General features: G+C 60.6%; 17 protein-coding genes. 12 read left to right on the forward strand and 5 right to left on the reverse strand.

The window, feature by feature from the left end; translation table 11 throughout:
* Positions 1 to 27: 27 nt before the first annotated feature.
* Genes lptC through kdsD form a run of 3 tightly spaced genes read right to left on the reverse strand, consistent with a single transcriptional unit; the run spans position 28 to position 2,176 of the window.
* Positions 28 to 624, reverse strand: coding sequence for an LPS export ABC transporter periplasmic protein LptC (lptC, locus tag AX768_RS00795; protein ID WP_061998372.1), 597 nt, complete (start codon positions 622 to 624; stop codon positions 28 to 30).
* Positions 625 to 629: 5 nt separating this feature from the next.
* A complete protein-coding gene (locus AX768_RS00800) occupies positions 630 to 1,193 on the reverse strand; it encodes a KdsC family phosphatase (protein ID WP_155524149.1) in 564 nt (187 codons plus the stop codon).
* Complete coding sequence (gene kdsD / locus AX768_RS00805; RefSeq protein ID WP_061998373.1) at positions 1,193 to 2,176, reverse strand: arabinose 5-phosphate isomerase KdsD; 984 nt, start codon at positions 2,174 to 2,176, stop codon at positions 1,193 to 1,195. Before kdsD ends, AX768_RS00800 begins: the two co-directional genes overlap by 1 nt.
* 179 nt (positions 2,177 to 2,355) lie before the next feature.
* Here kdsD and AX768_RS00810 point away from each other — a divergent pair, with 179 nt between their 5' ends.
* The 5 genes from AX768_RS00810 to purU all read left to right on the forward strand — a co-directional run bounded on the left by AX768_RS00810 (position 2,356) and on the right by purU (position 7,397).
* Complete coding sequence (locus AX768_RS00810) at positions 2,356 to 4,359, forward strand: monovalent cation:proton antiporter family protein (RefSeq protein WP_062000667.1); 2,004 nt, start codon at positions 2,356 to 2,358, stop codon at positions 4,357 to 4,359.
* 18 nt (positions 4,360 to 4,377) lie between these two features.
* On the forward strand, positions 4,378 to 4,953 hold the full coding sequence (locus tag AX768_RS00815) for an adenine phosphoribosyltransferase (protein ID WP_061998374.1): 576 nt from the start codon (positions 4,378 to 4,380) through the stop codon (positions 4,951 to 4,953).
* A gap of 17 nt (positions 4,954 to 4,970) precedes the next feature.
* Positions 4,971 to 5,585 carry a LysE family translocator gene (locus AX768_RS00820; RefSeq protein WP_061998375.1) on the forward strand — a complete coding sequence of 205 codons (615 nt, stop codon included), beginning with the start codon at positions 4,971 to 4,973 and terminating at the stop codon, positions 5,583 to 5,585.
* 72 nt (positions 5,586 to 5,657) lie between these two features.
* Positions 5,658 to 6,503 (forward strand): NUDIX hydrolase, encoded by an 846-nt coding sequence (locus AX768_RS00825; protein WP_061998376.1) that lies wholly within the window; start codon positions 5,658 to 5,660, stop codon positions 6,501 to 6,503.
* A gap of 24 nt (positions 6,504 to 6,527) precedes the next feature.
* Positions 6,528 to 7,397 (forward strand): formyltetrahydrofolate deformylase, encoded by an 870-nt coding sequence (purU, locus tag AX768_RS00830; protein WP_061998377.1) that lies wholly within the window; start codon positions 6,528 to 6,530, stop codon positions 7,395 to 7,397.
* A 48-nt stretch (positions 7,398 to 7,445) separates the two neighbouring features.
* On the opposite strand, the gene AX768_RS00835 is transcribed toward purU, so the two are convergent.
* Positions 7,446 to 8,519: an AI-2E family transporter gene (locus AX768_RS00835; protein WP_061998378.1), complete on the reverse strand. Its 1,074-nt coding sequence runs from the start codon at positions 8,517 to 8,519 to the stop codon at positions 7,446 to 7,448.
* An 88-nt stretch (positions 8,520 to 8,607) separates the two neighbouring features.
* Positions 8,608 to 11,481: an excinuclease ABC subunit UvrA gene (gene uvrA / locus AX768_RS00840; RefSeq protein ID WP_061998379.1), complete on the reverse strand. Its 2,874-nt coding sequence runs from the start codon at positions 11,479 to 11,481 to the stop codon at positions 8,608 to 8,610.
* Positions 11,482 to 11,754: 273 nt separating this feature from the next.
* On the opposite strand from uvrA, the gene AX768_RS00850 reads away from it, so the two are divergent.
* The 7 genes from AX768_RS00850 (at position 11,755) to AX768_RS00880 (ending at position 20,965) form a co-directional block, all read left to right on the forward strand.
* On the forward strand, positions 11,755 to 12,957 hold the full coding sequence (locus AX768_RS00850; protein ID WP_061998381.1) for an MFS transporter: 1,203 nt from the start codon (positions 11,755 to 11,757) through the stop codon (positions 12,955 to 12,957).
* A 65-nt stretch (positions 12,958 to 13,022) separates the two neighbouring features.
* The gene (locus AX768_RS00855) at positions 13,023 to 13,556 is read left to right on the forward strand and encodes a single-stranded DNA-binding protein (protein ID WP_061998382.1); all 534 of its coding nucleotides are present in this window, start codon (positions 13,023 to 13,025) and stop codon (positions 13,554 to 13,556) included.
* Positions 13,557 to 14,244: 688 nt separating this feature from the next.
* Positions 14,245 to 14,892: a response regulator transcription factor gene (locus tag AX768_RS00860; protein ID WP_061998383.1), complete on the forward strand. Its 648-nt coding sequence runs from the start codon at positions 14,245 to 14,247 to the stop codon at positions 14,890 to 14,892.
* A 158-nt stretch (positions 14,893 to 15,050) separates the two neighbouring features.
* Positions 15,051 to 15,725: a response regulator transcription factor gene (locus tag AX768_RS00865; RefSeq protein ID WP_061998384.1), complete on the forward strand. Its 675-nt coding sequence runs from the start codon at positions 15,051 to 15,053 to the stop codon at positions 15,723 to 15,725.
* 60 nt (positions 15,726 to 15,785) lie between these two features.
* Positions 15,786 to 16,430: a response regulator transcription factor gene (locus AX768_RS00870; RefSeq protein ID WP_061998385.1), complete on the forward strand. Its 645-nt coding sequence runs from the start codon at positions 15,786 to 15,788 to the stop codon at positions 16,428 to 16,430.
* Positions 16,431 to 16,634: 204 nt separating this feature from the next.
* Positions 16,635 to 17,393, forward strand: a complete 759-nt coding sequence (locus AX768_RS00875) for an aquaporin (protein ID WP_062000668.1) — start codon at positions 16,635 to 16,637, stop codon at positions 17,391 to 17,393.
* Positions 17,394 to 17,422: 29 nt separating this feature from the next.
* Complete coding sequence (locus AX768_RS00880) at positions 17,423 to 20,965, forward strand: ATP-binding protein (RefSeq protein ID WP_231941290.1); 3,543 nt, start codon at positions 17,423 to 17,425, stop codon at positions 20,963 to 20,965.
* Positions 20,966 to 20,972 lie beyond the last annotated feature (7 nt).

Raw genomic sequence — 20,972 nt, forward strand, 5'->3', positions numbered from 1 at the left:
AAGCGCAATTCGTCAGAACTGCCGGGTTTATTTGGACGAGTTGTTCAGGGTTGAAGCGGCAATCTGGCCGCGTACCGTCCCGAAGAGCTTCATTACCCGGGTCGCGTTGTTGTAGTTCATGCCGTCGCCCGTCATCACCGACGGACCGCGCTGAAGTTTAACCGGCTTTTCTGTTTCGATGACATCGTCGTTCACCAGGATCCGGAAGTGCTCGGAATCCGCGGTCATCTGCGGGTCGCCAAAGCCGGCCACGCGCAACAGGTGGGCGTTTTCGTACAAATCGACGATCGATACATCGCCGTTCACCGTTCCGCGTTCCGAAGTCGCCGTAACTGTTGGCCGCAGCGGCTGGAACATGCGCATGGCGGGCTTCACCAGGTCGCTGTTTTCGTCGTCTTCGTAATGCACCATCGATATGGCTGTCAGGCGGTACTGCGTCGTGCCGGTGGTATCGAGTTCGGAGACGGAGAAATTATTGGCGAAATAGTCGGGCGCGTGTTCTTTCGGACGCTCGGGCGTTTGCGCCGGCGGCAGGGTGGCTTGGAGCAGCCAGTACGTGATGCCGGCAAGCGCCGCCATGGCGACGAGCGGCAAAAGCGAAGTGAGTTTTGTAGGACGCGCCATGGCGTTCAGGCTCCGATAGCCGCTGCAAGCAGGCCGTCATAACGATCTTGCGCGCGCAGGATGGCGTCGCAGACTTCGCGCACGGCGCCTTCGCCACCGCGTTTCGATGCCGCGAAGTGCACGCGCTGCAGCACTTCCGCATGCGCATTGGCGGGCGCCGCGGCGAAACCGCACAGGCGCATGACGGCGAGATCGGGCCAGTCGTCGCCCATGTAGCCGCATTCAGTCGCCTCGATGCCGGTGGTATGCAGGAGTTCGGCGAGCGCGATGGTTTTATCGGCGACGCCCTGGTGGAGGTGCGTGATACCGAGTTCGCCCGCGCGCGCCGCGACAATGCCGGAGTTGCGGCCGGTGATGATCGCGGTCTGCACGCCGGCCGATTGCAGCATCTTCACGCCGTGGCCGTCGAGTGAATTGAAGGATTTCATGGCGTCGCCGGCGGCGGTGAAGAAGAGGCTGCCGTCTGTGAAAACGCCGTCGATGTCAAAAATCATCAGCTTCACGCGGCCCGCGCGCTCATGCGCGTCCTCGGTTGCGGCAATATCCGGCGTGAAAGACAAGGTCGACATCAGATTACCTTCTTGGAAAAGAGGTCATGCATGTTTAGGGCGCCGATCAGGATCGCGTTTTCATCGACGACCAGCATCTGATTGATGCGATAACGCTCCATCAGTTCCACCGCTTCCACCGCGAGATGGTCCGGACCGATGGTTTGCGGATGACGCGTCATCACGTCCGCCAGCGGCAGCGCGCGGAAGTCGCCATCGCGCTGGAGAATGCGGCGGAGGTCGCCATCGGTGAAAATGCCTTCGACGTGGTTCTTCGTGTTGACCACGGCCGTCATGCCCATGCGCTTCGCGGTGATCTGGAACAGGGCGTCGGACACGGTGGCGTCGAGCGATACCACAGGCACTTCCGGTCCGATGCGCATCACGTCGCGTACATAAGTCAGCAGGCGCCGGCCGAGCGCGCCGCCCGGATGCGAGCGCGCGAAGTCGTCCGGGCCGAAGCCGCGTGCGTCGAGCACGGCGACCGCGAGCGCGTCGCTCAGTGCGAGAACCGCGGTCGTGCTGGCGGTTGGCGAGAGGTTCATCGGGCACGCTTCCTTGTCGACATGTGCGTTCAGATGCACGTCGGCGAGTTTTGCGAGACTGGATTCGGGGCTTCCCGTGATGGCGATCAGCTTGGCGCCGAGGCGCTTGATGATCGGCAGAATGGCGACGAGTTCAGAAGTTTCGCCAGAGTTCGATAACGCGATAAACACGTCATCAGCGGTTACCATGCCAAGATCGCCGTGACTGGCTTCCGCCGGATGAACGAAGAAACCGGGCGTGCCGGTGCTCGCGAGCGTAGCCGCGAATTTGCGGGCAATGTGCCCGGATTTTCCGATGCCCGAAACCACCACGCGGCCCTTGCATCCGAGCAGGAATTCGACGGCGCCGGTGAAGTTGTCATCGAGTTGAGCGGACAGGCCTCGAACAGCGTCGGCTTCAATTTCGAGCACGGTGCGAGCCAGCGCGAGTGCCCGGTCGCCATTGATTTTCGCTATCATGCGCGGAGTATATCAAAGGCACCTTTATGCCGCGCCGGACGTGGCTGACGGGCTTTTGCCCGCCGCTTTTTCCGCGCTCATCCGCCCACGCAGGTCGGGCTTCCAGTTGCGCTGGTCGACAACCCGGCGCTTGGATGAAGCCGATCCGCAATCCAACGACCAACGAGGATTCCAGACGGATGACTTCTCCGCTTGAAATGACGTTGCTGCTACTGCTGTGTTCGGTGGTTGGCGTCGTCGTGTTCCGCTTTTTCAACCTGCCGCCCATGTTGGGCTATCTGGCGGTGGGAATCATTGTTGGGCCGCATGCCGCGGGCATTGCGCCGGACAGCGAGCGCGCGCAGCATCTTGCTGAATTTGGCGTCGTGTTCCTGATGTTTTCCATCGGGCTCGAGTTTTCGTTATCGAAATTGAGATCGATGCGCAGGATTGTGTTCGGACTTGGCGCAAGCCAGGTCGGCGGGACGATCCTGCTTGCGCTGCTGTTTGGGTGGATTGCGAATTTCTTCACCGATATGTCGTGGGAAGCGAGCATTGCGCTTGGCGGCGCGTTGTCCATGTCGTCGACCGCGATCGTGTCGAAAATGCTCGCCGAACGGCTCGAACTCGAATCCGAGCACGGCCGCAACATCTTCGGCGTGCTGTTGTTCCAGGATCTGGCCGTAGTGCCGCTGCTGATCATCATTGCGGCGTTTGGCAACGGAAATTCAAAGGAACTGGCGTTCTGGCTCGCGATCGCGGCCGTAAAAATCGTGGTCGCGTTGACCGTGTTGCTGTTCGTCGGCCAGAAGTTCATGACGCGCTGGTTCAACATCGTGGCACGCCGGCGGTCGCAAGAACTCTTCATGCTGAACCTGCTGCTGGTAACGCTCGGCGCTGCGTTCATCACCGATAAATTCGGCTTGTCGCTCGCGCTCGGCGCTTTCATCGCGGGGATGCTGATTGCCGAGACGCCTTACCGGCATCAGGTGGAAGAGGACATCAAGCCGTTTCGCGACGTGCTGCTGGGTCTTTTCTTCGTGACCACCGGCATGCTGCTCAATCCGCGTGTGATCTGGGAGCATCCGTTACTTGTAGCGGGGTTTTTCTTTGTGCCGATCCTGCTCAAGGCCGTGATGATCACCGGGCTAGCGCGGCTTTTCGGCTCACCGCCGGGTGTGGCGATGCGCACCGGCCTGAACCTCGCGCAAGCCGGCGAATTCGGTTTCGTGCTGTTGAACCTGATCCTCGATAAACATCTCGTCGAGCCCGTCTTGCTGCAGGCCATTCTTTCGTCGATGTTGCTTTCCATGCTCGCCGCGCCGTTCATCATCCAGAACGCCGACCGGATCGTGCTGCGGCTTTCATCGACGGAATGGTTGCGGCAATCGTTGCAAATGACGCGGATCGCGACGCAGAGCATCAAGCAGAGCGGTCACGTGATCATCTGCGGGTACGGCCGCGCTGGGCAGAATCTGGCGCGGATGCTGGAGCACGAAGGCTTGTCCTACGTGGCACTCGACCTGGATCCGGATCGCGTGGCGGCAGCGGCGGCGGCCGGCGAAAGCGTGGTGTACGGCGATGCCGGACGGCGCGAGGCGCTGGTCGCGGCAGGTTTGCATCGCGCGGCGACGGTTGCCATCACGTTCGCCAACACGCCTTCCGCGCTGCGCGTGCTGCACAGCATTCACGAACTCGAACCGACCTTGCCGACCATCGTACGTACCGTCGATGACGCCGATCTCGAGAAGCTGATTGCATCGGGCGCGACTGAAGTGATCCCTGAAATCGTGGAAGGCAGCCTGATGCTTGCCTCCCACACGCTCGTGCTGATGGGCGTGCCGATGCGCCGGGTGGTGCGGCGGGTGGAAGAAATGCGCGATGAGCGTTACAGCTTGCTGCGCGGATATTTTCACGGCGCGGACGATTCCGACGACGAAGAACGCCGCGAGCAGGTGCGGCTACAATCGGTTCCCGTCGATGAAAACGCCGACGCCGTAGGCCGTACGCTCGACGAACTCGGGCTCGTGGAGGACGGCGTGGAAGTGACGGCGATCCGGCGTCACGGCATTCGCGGCGTGGCCCCCGATCCTGACACCAAGCTGCGTGCAAGCGATATTGTCGTGCTGCGCGGTTTGCCTGAAGCGCTGCAGCGGGCCGAAGAACGGCTGTCGCGCAATCGCCGTGCGGGCGCGGTAGCCTGACGTTTTTCCGGAGAGATCATGTCCTCATTCGCGGCGCCTGCGGCGTCCTCTTTGTCTGAAGCCACCGCTTTCATTCGCGAGCGAATCCGCACCGTCCCGGACTGGCCGCAGCCCGGCGTGCAATTCCGCGATATCACGCCTGTGCTGCAGGACCGGCGCGCGTTGCGCACGTTGATCGATTTGCTGGTGCAGCGCTATATAGATGCAGATATCGATACGGTCGCCGGGCTGGATGCGCGCGGTTTCATCATCGGGCCGATCCTCGCCTATGAGCTGAGTCTCGGTTTCGTGCCGATCCGCAAGAAAGGCAAGCTGCCGTACAAGACGCTGTCGCAGTCTTACGAGCTCGAATACGGCAGCGCGACGGTCGAAATCCACGAGGACGCGTGCAAGCCAGGGGACCGCGTGGTGCTCGTGGACGACCTGATCGCGACCGGCGGCACGATGATGGCCGGTAAGATCCTGCTGGAGCGCCTGGGCGCGGAGGTGGTGGAGGGCGCGGCGATCATCGATTTGCCGGCGCTCGGCGGTTCGAAGCTTTTGCGCGATTCCGGCCTGCCTCTGTTCACCGTTTGCGAATTCGACGGTCATTGACTGGAGCGTCTCGAACCATGCCAAATTTCCTTTTGTTCCTGGCCGCGTCCATTGCGATAACGGCGGCTCCCGGTCCCGATAACCTGCAGGTGCTCGCGCGTGGCATCTCGCAAGGACGTGCGGCCGGACTTGTCGCGGCGCTTGGTTTTGCAGCGGGCATTTCGTTTCATACGACGCTGGCAGCGCTTGGCGTGGCGGCGTTGCTGAAATCATCGCCGATTGCGTTCCAGGCCGTGAAACTCGCCGGCGCGGCGTATCTGATCTGGATTGGCATCAAGGCGATCCGGAGCAAGGGTTTGTCGAGCGCGCACGAACGGCCGAGCCAGCCGCTCACGACCGTGTTCCGGCAGAGTGTGGTCGGCAATCTGCTGAACCCGAAAGTGACGTTGTTTTTCATCGTGTTCCTGCCGCAGTTCGTGAACCCGCATGGCGCGCAAAGCGTGATGCTGCAGATGTTCGAACTGGGCGGCGTGTTCATGCTGCAGACGGTCGTGGTGTTCTCGGTGTTTGGCGTGGCCGCGGGAATGATCGGCGCGTATCTGAAGCGTCGCCCGAAAGTCGGCGTGTGGCTCGACCGGCTGGCGGGCGCGACGTTCATCGGGCTGGGGATCCGGGTGGCGCTGAAAGATTAGGCGCTCGCCTGCGCAGGGCCAACGAGCCTGCCCTTGTACAATTCCAGCCTTTGCGCCGCCGGAGGCCCCGTAATGACCTTGCCCGCGATCATCGCAGCGCGCCGTTTCGATGCTTCGGCGCATCTGCCGTTTCATATCGCCGATGAGCGGGTCGGCTGGATTCGCCGCGCCGACGCATCGGCGTTGAAATCGTGGCCTGACGTGTTCGAATTCACCGAAGCCGCGATTCATCTTGCAGCCTCCTTCAATACGCTGGAATCCCGCAGCGCGGCGCTTGGCTCGGTTATCGGCATGCTCGCCGCCGATGGCCGCATCCCCGGCTGGCGCAACGAAACCTACGCAATCCGCAATACTTTCGATGCCGAGCCGCTGGCGTTCATCGAAAGGGCGGCGTCGCGGTTCTTCGGCACAATGACGTACGCGGTGCATTTGAACGGCATCGTGGAAGAGCCGGGCCGGGCGCCCAATCTCTGGATCGCGCGCCGCAGCGAAACCAAAGCAACCGATCCGGGCATGCTCGACAACGTGGTGGCGGGTGGTATCGGTTGGGGGATGGGGATCGAGGAAACGCTCGTGAAGGAATGCTGGGAAGAGGCGGGCATGCCGGCGGAACTGGCCGCGAGCGCCACGCGCGGGCGCATCTTCTACGTGCTGCAATCGCTGCCCGAAGGCACGCAAGCCGAGCAGATCCATGTTTTCGACCTCGCGCTGCCGGTGGATTTCGCGCCGCGCAATCAGGACGGCGAAGTTGGCGAACACAGGCTTGCTCGAATCGATGAAGTCGCGCGCTGGATCGAAGAAGGTTCCATGACCGTGGACGCGAGTCTTGCCACGCTCGACCTTTTGCTGCGCCGCCGATGGATCGATGAAGACGCATGCGCAGGCATGCAGGCGGTGTTCTCGCCGCCACTGCTGTGAATTATTTCAAAGGAGTATCGGTTAATGTCGACCGAACATAGTTTTATCTTGAAGTTGTCGTGTCCGGATCGTCCGGGAATCGTGCATGCCGTGTCGGGATTTTTGTTCGATCTCGGCAGCAACATCCTGGACTCCGCGCAGTTCGGCGACAGCCACACCGGCGAGTTCTTCATGCGCGTGCATTTCCAGCAAGTCGGCGGCGATCCGGGACTGGAAGCGTTGCGGACATCGTTCGGTTCACTCGCCGATCAGTTCGGCATGAAGTGGGAACTGCACGACGCATCGGTCAAGCCGCGCGTGATGATCATGGTGTCGAAGATCGGGCATTGCCTGAACGACTTGCTGTTCCGCTATCGCACGGGGCAACTCGGGATCGAGATTCCGGCGATCGTTTCGAATCATCGCGAGTTCTATCAGCTTGCCGCGAGTTATGACGTGCCGTTTCATCATTTGCCGCTGATGGCGTCGACGCCTGAAGCCAAGGCGTCGCAGGAAGCGCGCGTGCTGGAAATCGTCGATCAGCACAAGATCGATCTGGTCGTACTCGCGCGATACATGCAAATCCTGTCGCCGGAATTGTGCGCCGCGCTCAATGGCCGGGCGATCAACATCCACCACTCGTTCCTGCCGAGTTTCAAGGGCGCGAAGCCGTATTACCAGGCGTTCGATCGCGGCGTAAAGCTGATCGGCGCCACTGCTCATTACGTAACGACGGATCTCGATGAAGGTCCGATCATTGAACAGGAAGTGGAGCGCGTGGACCACAGCATGGCGCCGGATCAGTTGACGGCAATTGGCCGCGACGTGGAATGCGTGACGCTGGCGCGTGCGGTGCGCTGGCACGTCGAGCACAGGATCGTGCTGAACGGCAGCAAGACGGTGGTATTCAAGTAAACCGAATAGCTGGCGGAGATCGCATTGAATCACCGCCGGTTCCGCGATTTAAACCAGTCGCAAATAAACCAGTTCGCGCTTGATATAAGCGTAAAAAATCGGCGCGGCAATCACGCCTGGAAGTCCGAACGCGGCTTCCATCGCAAGCATTGCCAGCAGCAATTCCCACGCGCGCGCTTCAATCTGCCCACCAATGATCCGTGCATTCAGGAAATATTCCAGCTTGTGAATGACGATCAAGAACGCGAGCGATGCCACTGCCGTTCCAAACGACACGGAAAGGGAGATCGCGACAATCAGCGCGTTGGAAATCAGATTCCCGATCACCGGCAGCAATCCGACGATAAACGTCACCATCACCAGCGTCTTGGACAACGGCAGCCGCTCGTGAAAGACCGGCAGCGCGACCAGCAAATACAGCGCGGTGAATGCCGCGTTGATGGCGGAAATCTTCACCTGCGCAAAAACGATCCGGCGAAACGCCTCTGAGAACCGCGTCACGCGCGTGACAAGCGCGGTGGAAAGCGGCAGCCGATGCGTCGTCCGCGGCGCGCCTACCGCAATGATCGCGCCGATGATCATGCCGATCAGCACATGCCCGAAGCCCCGCGCGGCGTCTTTTCCGCCTTGTTGCAGCATGGCTGCGTGCTTCTGCATCAGGTCGGTCGCCTTGTCCTTCATCTGCTCGGCATCGACGGGCAGGTAATTCGCAATCCAGTTTGGCACCTGCAGACGCGCGTGCGACGTGATCATCATGAGTTGATCGAGGAGCTTCTGGACGCTCGGGACATCGCGCTGAAAATGATCGATGGTCGCAACCGTCGCACCGGCGAGGCCGCCCACGATCACCACCGCCAGGATCACGACCGCGACCCAGCGGGCGCGCCCGCTCGTCATGGTTTTTTCGATGACCGGCGCAATGGTGTGCACGAGCTGAAACACGAGCATGCCCGCCAGCAGCGCGCCGAGCAGTTGCAGATGCAGAACGGCGAACATGCCGGCGAATGCGGCGATATAACTGCCGATCTCAACCGCCGACAGCTTGGGCATGCTCATATCGCTCGTCAGCCGCACGGGCCGGACTGCGGGCCTGTTCTCGGCCGCTTCGTTGCGCTTAGCCATGAATCCTTCGGTCTCCTGCCGCGAACGGGTTATAGAGTGCTACGGCCCGAAGGCGGGCCGACTCGTGCTTGGCATTTGTGCGTGTACGTCATGCCGCCGATCTCGGCCGCTGCAGCAACGGCGCAAGATATCGGCCGGTAAAACTGGCCTTCGATTTGGCTACCTGCTCCGGCGTCCCCTGCGCGATGATCTGGCCGCCGCCGGCGCCGCCTTCCGGACCCAGGTCGATCACCCAGTCGGCGGTTTTGATTACATCCAGATTATGCTCGATGATTACGACAGTATTACCCTGATCGCGCAACCGGTGTATCACTTCCAGCAACAGCGCGATATCGTGGAAATGCAAACCCGTGGTCGGTTCGTCGAGAATATAGAGAGTCCGACCCGTATCGCGCTTGCTCAGTTCCAGCGAAAGCTTCACGCGCTGCGCTTCGCCGCCCGAAAGCGTGGTCGCCGACTGGCCAAGGCGGATGTATCCCAGACCGACATCGAGCAGGGTTTTCAGCTTGCGCGCGACGATCGGCACGGGCTTGAAAAACTCGTGCGCGGCTTCCACGGTCAGGTCGAGCACTTCGTGGATGTTCTTGCCCTTGTACTGGACTTCGAGGGTCTCGCGGTTATAGCGCTTGCCGTGACAGACGTCGCACGGGACGTACACGTCGGGTAGGAAGTGCATTTCGACTTTCAGCACGCCGTCGCCCTGGCACGCTTCGCAGCGCCCGCCCTTCACGTTGAACGAAAAGCGGCCCGGATCGTAACCCCGTTCCTTCGATGCCGGCACGCCCGCGAACAACTCGCGGATCGGCGTGAAAAGGCCGGTATACGTAGCCGGATTCGAGCGCGGCGTGCGGCCGATAGGAGATTGATCGACGTTGATGACCTTGTCGAAATGCTCCAGCCCTTCGATTGCCTCGTAAGGCGCCGGTTCGGTCGCCGAGCCGTACAGATGCTGCGAGACGGCGTGGTACAGCGTGTCATTGATGAGCGTGGACTTGCCCGAGCCCGACACGCCCGTCACGCAGGTCAGCAAACCAACGGGCAGGTCGAGCGACACGTTCTTCAGGTTGTTGCCGTACGCCTCGATGATCCGCAGCCGCCGTTCATCGGGCGCGGTGCGATCGGTCGAATAGCTGATGCTGCGTTTGCCCGACAAATACTGGCCGGTCATGGAATTCGGGTCGTTCTGGACATGTTTTGCCGTGCCTTGCGAGACGATCTCGCCGCCGTGCACGCCCGCCCCCGGGCCCATGTCGACCACATAATCGGCCATGCGGATCATGTCTTCGTCGTGCTCGACCACGATCACCGAATTGCCGATGTCGCGCAGATGCTTGAGGGTATCGATAAGCCGGTCGTTATCCCGCTGATGCAAGCCGATGGACGGTTCGTCCAGCACGTACATCACGCCCGTCAAGCCCGATCCAATCTGCGATGCCAGCCTGATCCGCTGCGCCTCACCGCCCGAAAGCGTCTCCGCGCTGCGCTCCAGCGACAGATAATCCAGCCCCACGTTGTTCAGGAACGTGAGCCGCGCGACGATTTCCTTGATGACGCGGTCGGCAATCTCCGCCTTCGAGCCTTCGAGCCGCAGCGTCTGGAAATAGCCGAGCGTGTCGCGCAGCGGCCAGCCGCTCACCTCGAAGATTGCCCGCGCGTGTTCGCCGGTGCCGAGCTTCACATTGCGCGCTTCGGTGCGCAAACGCGTGCCTTCGCACGCCGGGCACGCCTGGTTGTTCTGAAACTTCGACAATTCTTCACGTACCGCCGCGGAATCCGTTTCCTTGTAGCGGCGCTCGAGGCTCGGGATGATCCCTTCGAACGCGTGCTCGCGAACCGTGGTGCGGCCGCGCTCGTTGATGTACGCGAACGGGATCACCTGTTTGCCGGAGCCGAACAGCAGGATCTTGCGCACTTCCTCCGGCAAGTCCTCGAACGCGGCATCGAGATCGAATTCGAAGAACGCCGCCAGGCTTTGCAGCATCTGGAAGTAGAACTGGTTGCGCCGGTCCCAGCCTTTCACCGCGCCGGCTGCCAGAGACAGCGACGGGTGCGCGACCACACGCTTCGGATCGAAGAACGTGATTTGCCCGAGGCCGTCGCATTCCGGGCACGCGCCCATGGGGTTGTTGAACGAAAACAGGCGCGGCTCGAGTTCCTGCAGCGAGTACGAGCAGATCGGGCACGCGAACTTCGAGCTATACAAATGCTCGCGCTCCGAATCCATTTCGAGCGCGACTGCGCGGCCATCGGCAAGACGCAGCGCGGTTTCGAAAGATTCCGCCAGACGCTGTTTCATGTCGGGCCGAACCTTCAACCGGTCGATGACGACATCGATCGTATGTTTGTCGTTCTTCTTGAGCTTCGGCAGCGACTCGATCTCATGGATCCTCGCGACGCCCTCGTTGGCCGTACCGCCGCCCGAGCGCACGCGAAAGCGGATGAAACCCTGCGCCTGCATGGCCTCGAACAATTCGGTGTGCTCGCCCTTGCGATCCGCGACCACGGGCGCGAGGATCATCAGCTTGGTTTCCTCGGGCATGGCGAGCGCGGCATCGACCATTTGCGACACGCTTTGCGCTTCCAGCGGAATGTGGTGATCCGGACAGTGCGGCGTACCGACGCGGGCAAACAGCAGCCGGAGGTAGTCGTGAATCTCGGTGACAGTGCCAACGGTCGAGCGCGGATTATGCGAAGTCGCCTTCTGTTCGATCGAAATTGCCGGCGACAACCCTTCGATCAGATCGACATCCGGCTTTTCCATCAGTTGCAGGAACTGGCGCGCGTACGCCGACAGGCTTTCCACATAACGGCGCTGGCCTTCCGCGTAGAGCGTGTCGAAGGCGAGCGACGATTTCCCCGAACCCGACAAGCCCGTAATCACGATCAGCTTGTGACGCGGCAAGTCGAGACTGATGTTTTTGAGATTGTGGGTACGAGCCCCACGAATACGAATTTCTTCCATGAATCCGGGCGGAAAGTAAGGGGGCTAAACCTGCTACTATAACGACTTTTCGAGGGCGCGTTGCCCGCGCTCATCGGCGTCAATCAAGCGTGCGGCGGGCTTCTCATGACGTTCACGCAGGGCCGGAATGCGGTTCCGAAGCACGTTCTGAAGCATAAATTTCCGCCTCGGCCGTCTGTCTCATATAGTGCCGATCCGGGCAACCACAAGGCGACCGCCCGGTTTGCGCGAGCCGCGCACACCGCCTGACGCGTTTCCACATTACCTCGTCCGATGTCCAATCCGTCTGTTACGTCCACACGTCTGAGCGCGCCCGAGTTGCGTGCGACCGTGTCGCTTGCCGCGATCTTCGCGCTGCGAATGCTTGGTCTCTTCATGATCATGCCGGTGTTTTCCATCTACGCGAAAACGATTCCCGGCGGCGACAACGTGCTGCTCGTCGGCATTGCGCTCGGCGCTTACGGCGTCACGCAATCGCTGCTTTATATCTTCTACGGCTGGGTCTCCGACAAGCTGGGGCGCAAGCCGGTCATCGCGTTCGGGCTGATCGTCTTCGCCATCGGCAGCTTCGTGGCGGCGGTTGGGCATTCCATGACGTGGATCATCGTCGGGCGCGTGATCCAGGGAATGGGCGCGGTTTCGTCGGCGGTGATTGCGTTTATCGCGGATCTGACTACAGAGGAAAACCGCACGAAAGCCATGGCGATGGTCGGCGCGAGCATCGGCGTCTCGTTCGCGGTCGCCATTGTCGGCGCGCCGATCGTGTTCCAGTGGGTCGGCATGAGCGGCCTGTTCACGCTGATCGGCTTTTTATCGATACTCGCCGTGGGCGTGGTGATCTGGGTGGTCCCGGACGCGCCCAAGCCGCCCGTGCATGTAAAAGCGCCGTTCGCAGAGGTGCTGCACAACGTTGAATTGCTGCGCCTGAACTTCGGTGTGCTCGTCCTGCACGCCACGCAAACCGCGCTGTTCCTGGTCGTGCCGCGCATTCTGGAAGCAGGCGGTCTGCCGGTCGCGGCGCACTGGAAAGTCTATTTGCCGGTCATGGGCCTCGCGTTCGTGCTGATGGTGCCGGCAATCATTGCCGCCGAAAAACGCGGAAAAATGAAAGCGGTGATGCTCGGCGCCATTTTGCTTATCCTGATTGGCCAGTTGTTACTCGGCGCCGCTCCGCATACTCTGTGGTCAGTGGCCGCGATCTTGTTCATCTACTTCCTGGGGTTCAATGTGCTGGAGGCGTCGCAACCGTCGCTCGTCTCCAAACTTGCGCCCGGCACGAGAAAGGGTGCGGCGGCCGGCGTGTACAACACCACGCAGTCGATCGGCCTGGCAATCGGCGGGGTGATCGGCGGATGGCTGCTGAAAGTGGATGGCCAGAGCGCTGTGTTTTTCGCGTGCTCGGGGCTGGTGCTGGCCTGGCTGATCGTGGCGGCGAACATGAAGCCGCCGCCGCAGAAGATCCGGCGCACGGCGTAGTGAATCAGGTCCGCGCGACATCGAATTGAATCGTATTGAACTGAATTGAATCAACAGGAGAAATCATGGCATCCGTCAACAAGGTCATTCTGGTGGGAAATCTGGGCGCTGATCCGGAAACCCGGTATCTGCCGAGCGGCGACGCCGTGGCCAACGTCCGTCTTGCGACGACTGACCGCTACAAGGACAAGGCATCCGGCGAAATGAAGGAAGCTACGGAATGGCATCGCGTGACGTTTTTCGGCCGGCTGGCCGAGATCGTCAACGAGTACCTGAAGAAGGGGTCGTCCATTTACGTCGAAGGCCGTATTCGTACGCGCAAGTACACCGATCAGGCGGGCGTGGAAAAGTACGCAACGGAGATCGTCGCCGAACAAATGCAAATGCTGGGTGGACGTGGCGGTGCAGGCGGCGGTGGTGGCAGCGATGAAGGCGGTTACAGCAGCCGCGCTCCTGCTGAGCGCAGCGGCGGTGCAAGCCGTGGAGCCGCGCCGTCGGGCGGCCGTCCGGCAGCAGGCGGAGGCGCTGGTGGCGCAAGCCGTCCGAGCGCGCCGGCTGGCGGTGGTTTCGACGAAATGGACGACGATATTCCCTTCTGATCGACAGTTTTGCTGCTTGTCTCGAATGGTGGACCCGGAGTTGTGCTCGCTTGCTAGCTATGCGGGACACTCCGGGTTTTTTTGCGCCTGATTTCCAGAGACTGGGGGCATTGAGCGTTGTCATTTCACCACGATATGTTTCGCGTTGCGCAATCGTTTGCGCGCGCCATTTCTGAAAGAATAGTTCGTTTTTTTGAATACAAACGCAAAGCATCGCCTGATATTGGGGATCGGCGGGCGGCAGAAGAGCGCGGTTCGCCCCGCTTGCACAGGCGTGTCGGCTCGAAAACTCGCTTGTAGCCGTCGCCGTTCTTTGGAACAGATTTCCACATCCTTAAGTTCGACAACTATTTCGTCAATCGAATCAAAGTAGTGGGGCGTTTCTAAACTCGTGCGAATAGGACGATTCGTATTGAGTCGTAAGTCCCCTGAAACCTACTCTCATGACCTTGGTCGCAGCGGGTCCGCACGCCGGATAACCCTGCAGTTGCGGCGAGCTCGATGCGGCTCAGTGAGGAATAGGTCAAATCTTAGAAAGCACCTCGCTTCGCCGAAGGAACATTGAGAGTGTTCCTATATTGGGCGACTTGTCACCCGTGTTCTTATTCGTAACGGCGTGTTGCCAAAATAATCGTTGCCGGATCGGCCTCGAATTGACCCGATGTGCAAATAAAACTGAGAGGCCGAATTGAAACTGCGAATCGTTCTGGCAGACGATCATCCGTTCGTTTTGCTTGGCATTCGAGCGACCTTCAGTACGGATGAGAACCTGGAAGTCGTTGGCGAGGCCGCAAGCGCTGCCGAGCTGCTGCGACTATTGGGCACCATGTCTTGTGACGTGCTTGTTACGGACTTCGCCATGCCCGAGCTGGGTTCGCAGGCGGAGGACGGGTTGCGCCTCATCAAGCGAGTGCGACGGGACTGGCCGGAGATTCGTATCGTCGTGCTGACCAGCGTGAGCAACGTCGCGATCCTGCGCTCGATCCTGAGCGCGGGCGCAATGGGCCTGCTCAACAAGGTCGAATCGATGGATCAGCTCGCGGCGGCCGTCAAGTTTGCGGGCGTCGGGCGCCGGTATCTGAGTTCATCGGTTGTCGATGCGCTGGCCGTGGCCGGTGCGGAGAACGATCTGCTCGGTGAAGGTCCGCGCCTGTCACCTCGCGAAATCGAAGTAGTACGTATGTTTGCAAGCGGCCTTTCGATCACCGAGATCGCGCAATTCATGAAGCGCGACGTGCGCACCATCAGCCGTCAAAAACGCGACGTCATGAGCAAGCTCGGTGTTCAGAACGATCCCGGATTGTTCGCATTCGCGCGCGCGTACGGCCTCACGTAAATGAGATTTCTTAACTTGAAATGCTTTCAGAGGCATCTTATGTCGATGGCGGCGCGGATCAACGATCCTGCAGCAGGCCACGCAAAAAGAGGCACAGTACAACCCGCCTTGAGCGGACGCATCACCCGGGCGGACATCGGGTTTAAAAAGGTTAGGAAATGATTGCGTTCACTCAACGAATCAGATTGGCGGTCGCCGACGATCATCCATTAGTCGTTCTTGCCATAGAGCGTCTGATTGCCAGTCTTAAAAACATCGAGATCGTGTGCCGCGCGCAGGATTCCACGGGTCTGATCGCATCGCTCGAGCAGGAGAAATGCGACGTTGTCATCATGGATTTCTACATGCCCGGCGGCACGTATGGCGACGGCATAGATTTGATCAAGTTCATTGTTCAGCATCATCCGAAGACCGCAATTGTTGTCCTGTCGATGACAACAGACGCCGACCTCATCGCTCGGGCGCTCGACGCCGGTGCGAACGCCGTGGTCAGCAAACAGGACCGACTGGAATTGATCTACGTGGCCATCGTCAACGTGCTTGCGAAGGAGGAGTACCTTGGGCCGTCGATACGTGAGCTTCTCGCCGGTGCGACTTCGGCGCATCGGGTGGACCAGATCCGGAAAAAGCTCACGCGCCGCGAACTTGACGTAATCGTCCGCTATGCGAGCGGCGAGAACATTACTGAAATAGCGCGTGAGCAGGGTCGTAGCGTCAAGACCATCAGCGCACAGAAATGCGGAGCCATGCGCAAACTCGAGTTGAACACGGACGCAGAACTTTACCAATTTGCGCTTCAGAGTGGCCTGATTCAAATGCAGCAGTCCGGGTGATAGCTTAAAAGCCGCATCGGAATGCGTAACTCATCACGTAGACAGCGAAAGCATTAACAAGTGGATTCGAAAATCCGGATTATCCTGGCCGATGATCACGCGGCCGTCAGAGAGGGCATCAGTGCCTGGCTTCAGTGCGATCCGCGTGTGGAAGTGGTGGCGACCGCCGGCGACACCGAGTGCCTCGCAGACCTGATCGGACGGTTTCCATGCGATATCGTGATCTCGGACATCGGCATGCGTGGTATCGACGGCAAGAGCAATGCCATCGCGTTCTTGCGCTCCTTTTTGAGGCAGCCAGAGCGGGCGCGCTTGATCGTCGTCACCATGATTGCGCAACCTCAGATGCTCGCCGGTCTGCTCGAGCTTGGGGCCGACGGCCTCTTGGACAAGCGTGATTGCATTGAGTCCTTGAATGAGGCGATGGCCGCGGTGATTCGCGGCGAGTGCTTTGTGTCAAAGCATGTGGAAGCGCTGCTGAAATCCCATGCCGGGAATAAACCCGGCCGGGCAGGCGTCTTGAGCGCGCGCGAATGGGAAGTGTTCCAGTTGTATGCCGCTGGCAAGTCACTCATTGGCATTGCGGAGCATCTCGGAAGAAGCGTCAAGACCATAGGCACGCAAAGGCGCAACGCCATGCGAAAGCTCGGTCTCGAAACGGAAACGCAACTCCTGAACTATCTCAGGCAGATCGGGCTTTCCTGAGCCGCTCTCGTCGCGCCCGCAGCACCGAGAAAAACGTAAAAACCAATCCTCATTCAGTCAGACGTGTTTAGGAATGCTCTGATTAATCGGACGGATCTTTACGCCCAGACTCGATCTCTTTACTCCCCGATGTTTGCCGTCCCGCGACGATTGCCGTGCGGTTACGCATCGGGCGACGGAGCTCAACGTGGGACGGAAGACGATATGTTCAAGAAGATATTAGGCGAGTGCGTCGGAACGTTTTCGCTCGTCTTTTTCGGTTGCGGCTCCACGGCGCTCGCCAGCGGTTATTTTCGCACGGACCTCGGCCTCATTTGTCAGGCGGTGGCCTTCGGCCTTGCTGCTACCACGCTCGTATATGTGTTGCGTCCCATCTCCGGCGCGCACTTCAATCCAGCGGTAACGGTTGGATTTGCCGTCGCCAATCGATTTCCCGTACGCGACCTCATACCAACCATCGCGGCGCAGGTTTGCGGCGCGATCGCCGGGGCGTGGCTTCTTTATGTTGTGGCCAGCGCGCGGCCTGGCGTGTCGCCGGGTCCCGTTGCACTTGGTGTGAACGGCTACGGCGTTCATTCCCCCGCTCGTTACCAACTGCACGCGGCGTTGATCGTGGAAGTGCTGATGACCTTCGTCTTCGTGCTCGTCAATCTTGCCGTGACGTCGGGCAAACGCATGCGAGCCAGTGGTGCGGCGCTGATCGGGTTGTCTTTGACCTTGTGCTCGCTGCTGGCCATTCCCGTCACGAATGCGTCCCTCAATCCGGCGCGATCGACCGGTCCCGCGCTTGTCATGGGAGGTTGGGCACTCGACCAGTTGTGGCTCTTCTGGGCAGCGCCGCTTGCAGGGGGCGTGCTCGCAGGCTTCTTCTATCCCACGCTCCAGCGCAACGCTTCAGCCGATAACAGTTCGGTGCAAAACGCCAGCCGTGTCGGCGGCGTGCTGGACAAACAGCCGCTATGACCAGCGCGCATCGACCCTTCCTGCACGCCATGTCAACTTCCCCAATACCCCGCCTGGCTCGCGTGATGACGCTGTTCATGCTCGTCCTGATGGGGTCGGGCGTGTCTGCTGATCCAGTGCGTGCCGAACAATCGCTGGATCATTATTCGACACTCACCATCGGTGCTCTCGCAAACGGGACCGCGGAAACGGTGATGCAAGCCAATGGTGAGCCGGTCGGCGTCAGCGCGGATGGTTTGAATGAATCGGCGAGACGTGGATCGCAAACCGGCGAAGATGCCCCGGCGCTCGACCTCAGCGCCGACGAACGCGCCTACCTGCGCTCGCTGCCGCCGCTCGCGTTGGGCATCGACACGAATTGGGCGCCATTCACCTCCGCCGAGTCCGACGGCCACACCGGCGGAAATGTGCTCGCTTACACGGCTTATTTATCCAGGGCGCTCGATATCGATTTCGATGCGCGCATGTATCCGGACTGGGCTGCGGTATCGAACGCGTTCGGGAACGGACAGGTCGACGTGATCGCGACGCGTCGCGAAGACCAACTGCAGGGCATCGGGCCGGCGCGCGATTTTGAAAACATCGGTTTCGCAGTGCGTCCTGAATACCGCCGGCTCGTGCCGCTGATAGACCGCGCGTTGCGCGCCATGCCCGCCGCCGACAAGGAAAGGATTCTCCAGGCGAGTCTGGTGGCGTCCGATCCGCTACCAAGCGGATGGAGCGTCAGCGCAATGCGCTTGCTGCCTGTGCTGATTGCCATCGGCGTGATCCTCGGCGTGACGTTGCGTGCATTCGTTCTGCTTCAACGCGAGATGGCCAGGCGCGTCGAGACGGAGCAGCGTCTCGCTACCCAACTCAGTTTCCAGCAGACCATGATGGAAGTCGTGCCCTTTCCGCTGGTCGCGAAGGACCTGGAGAATCGCTATATCGCGGTGAATCGCGCGTTCGAAAAAATGCTCGGAATCCGGCGCGAGGACGTGATCGGCCACACCGCGCTCGAAGCACAGTCCTGGGGCCCCGAAAACAGCAAGCGCCTGCACGATCTCGTTGGTCAGAGCATCACGAACGGGCAGCGCGAGCAGGTCGAATTCGCGTTTCACAATCGTCTAGGCGAACTGCGTCACGCGCTTTTCTGGACCGGCGCATTCAAGGCGGCGGACGGCGCGATGGCAGGCGCGGTCGGCACCATGATCGACATCACCGATATCCGCGACGCCGAAATGCGCGCGCGCGAGAACGAGCGCCGTCTGCACGATGTCACCCGCTCGCTGCCGGCCGTCGTGTTCCAGTTGCGTCGCGCGACAGACGGCACCTACGGGTTCCCGTATGTGGGCGGCGACACGCGGCATCTGTTCGGCCTGGATCTCGCGACGTTGAGCAACGACCAGGTGGCGGGATTGTCGGTGATTCACGCAGAGGACAAACGCAGCGTGCGCGAAACAATCGAGCGTTCAGCGCAGACGCTCGAGCCGATCCACATGGAGTTTCGCTCGATCGCAGACGAAGGCCGCCGGTGGATCCGCGCCGATCTCGTCGCGAATCGAGAGACGGACGGCGCCGTGGTCTGGAACGGTTATTGGATCGACGCGAGCATCGAGCGCGCGCGCGCAGACGAACTCGCCGCAGCGCGCGATGCGGCCGAAGCGGCTTCGCGTGCAAAGGACGATTTCCTCGCGATGATGAGTCACGAAATCCGTACACCGATGAACGGTGTGCTCGGGCTCGTGGAAGTCTTCGAGACCACGCCGCTCAATCCGGACCAGTCGCAGATGCTCGGCATGATCCAGGATTCGGCGAGCGCGCTGCTGCAGATCCTCGATGACCTGCTCGACTATTCGAAGATCGAGGCGGGGCGGCTGACCATCGAATCGATGCCGATCGATTTGCGCGAACTTGTCGATAACGCCGTCGGCCTGCTCGCCGGACGCGCGCACGAAAAGGGTCTGCGCGTGCGTGCTGCCGTGTCGCCGGATGTTGCCGCAAGTCTGCGCGGCGACAGCGTGCGCCTGCGCCAGGTGTTGTTCAACTTGCTGAGCAACGCCATCAAGTTCACGATGAAAGGCGACGTCGCCTTATCGGTGAATATGGTTGCAAGCGCACGCGGTGTGCAGACGGTCGAATTGAGCGTGGAGGACACCGGCATTGGCATTGCAGCCGACGCCCAGGCAAGCCTTTTCGAACCCTTCGTGCAAGCTGAAACGTCCACCACTCGACGCTTCGGCGGCACGGGGCTTGGCCTCACGATCTGCCACAAACTCGTCGAACTGATGGGCGGAACGCTCGAGCTGAAAAGCGAGTTGGGTGTCGGCACGAAAATGACGGTGCGTCTGAGCATGCCGGTGGAAACGACCAGCTATCAGATCGGCGGAATGCGCGGCAAGCGCGGCATCATCGCAATCGATGACCCGCGCGTGGCCCGTGCGCTCGTCGATTATGGGCAGGCGCTCGGGCTCGACCTCAAGATTCATTCTCGCGATGACGCCGCGTTGCGTGATCCGCAAACATTCAATGGTATTGACCTGGTATTCCTCAGCGACACCCACGGGGAAGCGCTGCCGTTGAAAACGCAGGTCATTCACGTCACGGAAAAACCCAAGCCGACGGGATATCGCATTCTCGAAAACGACATTCGCGTGAGCGTGAATCCGATCTCATGGCGGGGTCTCGGCGCCGCGTGCGTCGCCGCGCTGACAGGATTGCCGCAGATTGCGTCGCGCGCCACACGCAGTACTGATACAAACATGGAAGCGCCCGATCGCGACCGCGCGATTCGCGCGGGACGGCTTGTGCTCGTGGCAGAGGATCATCCGGTGAACCAGGAGTTGATCCGGCATCAGTTGTCGCTGCTTGGATTTGCCTGCGACATCGTGCCCGATGGCGTGGAAGCGCTTGCTGCACTGAAGCATGGGCATTACGGCTACCTCATCACCGACTGCCATATGCCCAACATGACCGGCTACGAGCTGGCCCGGCGTGTGCGGGCGAGCGAACTGGGCTTGTCGAAGAGACTGCCTATCCTTGGCATCACCGCGAGCACCGCGCCGGAGGAACTTTCCATGTGCCGCGATGCAGGCATGGACGATTGCTTTGTCAAGCCGACCCGTCTCGCCACATTGCGCGATCACTTGAACCGATGGCGCGTGATGGAAAACTCGTCGGCTGCGCCGCAGCCCGATGGAACTGCGGAGCCGCAATCCGCTGCGGGCCCGGACACGGCGACCACTGAAAGCGATGAACTCAATCTCGGCTATATGACGCAACTGTGGGGCAGCGAGACGACCGTGAAGGCGTTGCTCGATGCGTTTGCATCGTCATTTCGCGATGATCTGGAAACGCTCAGGTCATTGCTCGACAACGGCGGTTCGGTCGCGCAATTGCGGGAATGGCATCACCGGGTGATCGGGGCGGCGAGCGTGCTGCAGTACCGGCCATTACAGGTGGCGCTCGATACCTTCCGTCGCGATCTCCTCGACAAACCGGCCACGCGCCGGAACGAAGATGGCGCGGTGCTGATCGCACGCTGCGAGGTGCTGCTCGAAATCATAGAAGGGCAGTGCGCGGCAATGGCGTGAAACGTGT

Source organism: Burkholderia sp. PAMC 28687, assembly GCF_001577465.1.
Lineage (GTDB): Bacteria > Pseudomonadota > Gammaproteobacteria > Burkholderiales > Burkholderiaceae > Caballeronia.

Coding starts and splice junctions, on each gene's coding strand:
- uvrA (WP_061998379.1), bottom strand. CDS start 11,481: ATGGAAGAAATTCGTATTCGTGGGGCTCGTACCCACAATCTCAAAAAC.
- AX768_RS00880 (WP_231941290.1), top strand. CDS start 17,423: ATGTCAACTTCCCCAATACCCCGCCTGGCTCGCGTGATGACGCTGTTC.
- AX768_RS00810 (WP_062000667.1), top strand. CDS start 2,356: ATGACTTCTCCGCTTGAAATGACGTTGCTGCTACTGCTGTGTTCGGTG.
- AX768_RS00820 (WP_061998375.1), top strand. CDS start 4,971: ATGCCAAATTTCCTTTTGTTCCTGGCCGCGTCCATTGCGATAACGGCG.
- AX768_RS00875 (WP_062000668.1), top strand. CDS start 16,635: ATGTTCAAGAAGATATTAGGCGAGTGCGTCGGAACGTTTTCGCTCGTC.
- AX768_RS00825 (WP_061998376.1), top strand. CDS start 5,658: ATGACCTTGCCCGCGATCATCGCAGCGCGCCGTTTCGATGCTTCGGCG.
- purU (WP_061998377.1), top strand. CDS start 6,528: ATGTCGACCGAACATAGTTTTATCTTGAAGTTGTCGTGTCCGGATCGT.
- AX768_RS00800 (WP_155524149.1), bottom strand. CDS start 1,193: ATGTCGACCTTGTCTTTCACGCCGGATATTGCCGCAACCGAGGACGCG.
- AX768_RS00815 (WP_061998374.1), top strand. CDS start 4,378: ATGTCCTCATTCGCGGCGCCTGCGGCGTCCTCTTTGTCTGAAGCCACC.
- AX768_RS00865 (WP_061998384.1), top strand. CDS start 15,051: ATGATTGCGTTCACTCAACGAATCAGATTGGCGGTCGCCGACGATCAT.
- kdsD (WP_061998373.1), bottom strand. CDS start 2,176: ATGATAGCGAAAATCAATGGCGACCGGGCACTCGCGCTGGCTCGCACC.
- AX768_RS00850 (WP_061998381.1), top strand. CDS start 11,755: ATGTCCAATCCGTCTGTTACGTCCACACGTCTGAGCGCGCCCGAGTTG.
- lptC (WP_061998372.1), bottom strand. CDS start 624: ATGGCGCGTCCTACAAAACTCACTTCGCTTTTGCCGCTCGTCGCCATG.
- AX768_RS00855 (WP_061998382.1), top strand. CDS start 13,023: ATGGCATCCGTCAACAAGGTCATTCTGGTGGGAAATCTGGGCGCTGAT.
- AX768_RS00835 (WP_061998378.1), bottom strand. CDS start 8,519: ATGGCTAAGCGCAACGAAGCGGCCGAGAACAGGCCCGCAGTCCGGCCC.